The organism is Corallococcus praedator (genome assembly GCF_003612125.1).
Taxonomy (GTDB): Bacteria; Myxococcota; Myxococcia; order Myxococcales; family Myxococcaceae; genus Corallococcus; species Corallococcus praedator.
Genome location: NZ_RAWI01000668.1, coordinates 1 through 2,656 on the forward strand (window position 1 = coordinate 1; position 2,656 = coordinate 2,656).

Below are 2,656 nucleotides of genomic sequence, written 5' to 3' on the forward strand. Positions count from 1 at the left end.
CGCTGAGCCTGGTGCTGGGCGGGCTGGTGCCCCGCGCGCAGTGGGTGCCCTCCGCGTGGCTGTGGTGGATGGCGAACCTGCTGGGCATGTTGCTGGTGACGCCGCCGCTGCTGCTCCTGTTCCGCTCCTGGCGCGCGCGCTGGACGTGGGAGGCGTGGGTGCTGCCGGTGGCGACGGTGGGGGTGTGCGTGGGCGTCTTCGCCTTCCCGCCGCCGGGCTCCGGGGAGGCGCACGCGCTGACGTTCCTGCTCTTCCCGCTGTCGGCCTGGGCGGCCCTGCGCTTCGGGCCCCGGGGCGCGGCGCTGGCCTCGCTGTTCATCGCCCTGGCGGCCATCGCCAGCACCGCGCGGGGGCTGGGGCCGTTCTTCACGCCGGACTCGCCGCCCCAGGGGCTGGTGGTGCTGCAGCTCTTCATCGGCATCACCACGCTGACGGGCCTGCTGCTCGCGGCCGCGCGCGCCGAGCGCCGCGAGGCGGTGGAGATGCTGGAGTTGCTCGCCACCACCGTGCGCGCGGTGCACGAAGGCGTGCTCATCTGCGAGGTGCGCGAGCCGGGCGTGCTGCACACGGTGTTCGTCAACGAGGCCCTGTGCGCGCTGGTGGGCCGGCGGCGCGAGGAGCTGGTGGGGACAGTGCCCGGGGCGCTCCTGGCGTCGAGCGACGGCGAGGACCCGCGGCGGCTGGCGGAGGCGCTGCGCGAGGAGCGTTCGCTGCGCGCGGAGGTGGTGCTGGGCCGGCCGGACGGCACGCGCGTGTGGAGCGAGATGCAGCTGTCCCCGGTGCGCGCCAACGGCCAGGGCGTGACGCACTTCGTGGCCACCCACCGCGACGTCACCGCGACGAAGGAGCTGCAGGCCCGGCTGGTGGCCGCCGAGCGCGTGGCCGCGGTGGGCACGCTGGCGGCGGGCGTGGGCCATGAAATCAACAACCCGCTGGCCTACCTGGCGCTGAACCTGGAGGCCGCCCAGCGCAGCCTCTCGGCGGAGGGCACGGCGGCCCTGCCGGGCGTACGCGACGCGCTGGGCAGTGTGCGCGGGGCCCAGGAGGGCGCCGAGCGCATCCGCCTCATCGTGAAGGACCTGCGGGTCTTCAGCCGCGAGGAGTCACCCGAGCAGGGGCTGGTGGACCTGAACGCGCTGGTGCCGCCCGCGGCGCGCGTCGTGCTCCACGCGCTGCGGCCCCGCGCGCGGCTGGTGGAGTCGTTCGGCCCGGTGCCCCGGGTGCTGGGCAGCGAGGCGCGGTTGGGCCAGGTGCTGCTCAACCTGCTGGTGAACGCCATGCAGGCCATCCCGGAGGGTGACCCCGCCCGCCACGAGGTGCGCGTGCGCACCGGCACGGAGGCCTCCGGCCACGCGCGCGTGGAGGTGGAGGACACCGGCGGGGGCATTCCGCCGGACGTGCTGCCGCGCATCTTCGACCCGTTCTTCACCACCAAGGGCAGCGAGGAGGGCACCGGCCTGGGGCTCGCCATCTGCCAGCAGATCGTCCGCGCGCACGGGGGCGAGCTGCGCGTGCACAGCGTGCAGGGCCAGGGCGCCACCTTCACGCTGCTGCTGCCGCCCGCGCCCGTGCAGGGCGCGGGGGCCCTCCCGGTGTCCCCACGCTCCTCCCGTCCGGGCACCCGGGTCGCGGAGGCTTCCCAGCCCCCGGCGTCCTCCGGGCGGCGGGGACGGGTGCTCATCGTGGACGACGAGCCCCGGCTGGCGCAGTCCATGCGCCTGCTCCTGGAGCCCTTCCACGACGTCGTCACCGTCACGAACGGCGAGGCCGCGCTCGCGCGGGTGGTGGGGGGCGAGTCCTTCGACGTGGTGCTGTGCGACCTGCAGATGCCGGGCATGGACGGCATCGCGGTGCACCGGCGGCTGGCGGCCCAGGCGCCCGCGCTGGTGTCGCGGCTGGTGTTCATCTCCGGCGGCGCGTCGTCACCGGAGGCGCTTGCGTTCGTGGAGACGGTGGCCAACCGCGTGCTGGAGAAGCCGGTGCGTCCGGACGTGCTGCTGGCCACGGTGGAGGCCACGCTGGGCGGCGGGCCCCCGGAGGTGACGACGGCGCGGGGCGCGGTGGGCGGCAGGCGCCACGGTTAGTCCGCTCAGACGCGCAGCCACTTGCGCGCGGTGGGCCCGAAGAAGCGCACCACGCTGCCCACCAGGAAGAAGCGCACCGAGCGGCCGATGACGGACGCCAGCAGGAAGCGCTCCAGCGGCACGGACACCAACCCGCTGCCGATGGCGACGATCTTGAACGGCGTGGGCAGGATGGAGCACAAGAGCGCCAGCACCCAGAAGTTGCGCCCCAGCAGCTCGCCCACCGTGCCGGACACGCCGAAGCGGTCCACGCGCACGTCCAGGTCGATGTGGAGCAGCTGCGTGATGCCTTCCCCCACGAACGCCCCCAGCCCGTAGCCGATGAGGCCGCCCACCAAGCTCGCCAGGGTGCCCAGCAGGCAGTAGCGCACCCACTTCTTCGGCTGGGCGAGCACCATGGGGACCAGGATGGCGAAGGGCGGGATGGGGAAGACGGACCCGTCCACCACCGACACCGCCATCATCGTGGCCAGCGCATGGGGCGTGGAGGCGGCGGCCTCCACCCGCATGTACAGGCGGCGGTACCAGGACAGCTTCGGAGCCTCTCCGGCCGGGGCCGGGGTGGTCGGGGA

At 74.6% G+C, this 2,656-nt stretch carries 2 protein-coding genes; one reads left to right on the forward strand and one right to left on the reverse strand.

All coding sequences use genetic code 11. The features are described from left to right. Positions 1 to 2,084, forward strand: a 2,084-nt coding sequence (locus tag D7Y13_RS40605; RefSeq protein ID WP_120631019.1) for an ATP-binding protein, incomplete at its 5' end; no start/stop codon positions are given. Between the two features lie 5 nt (positions 2,085 to 2,089). On the opposite strand, the gene D7Y13_RS40610 is transcribed toward D7Y13_RS40605, so the two are convergent. Further along, on the reverse strand, positions 2,090 to 2,656 hold a 567-nt coding region (locus D7Y13_RS40610; RefSeq protein WP_244222454.1), incomplete at its 5' end, for a YqaA family protein.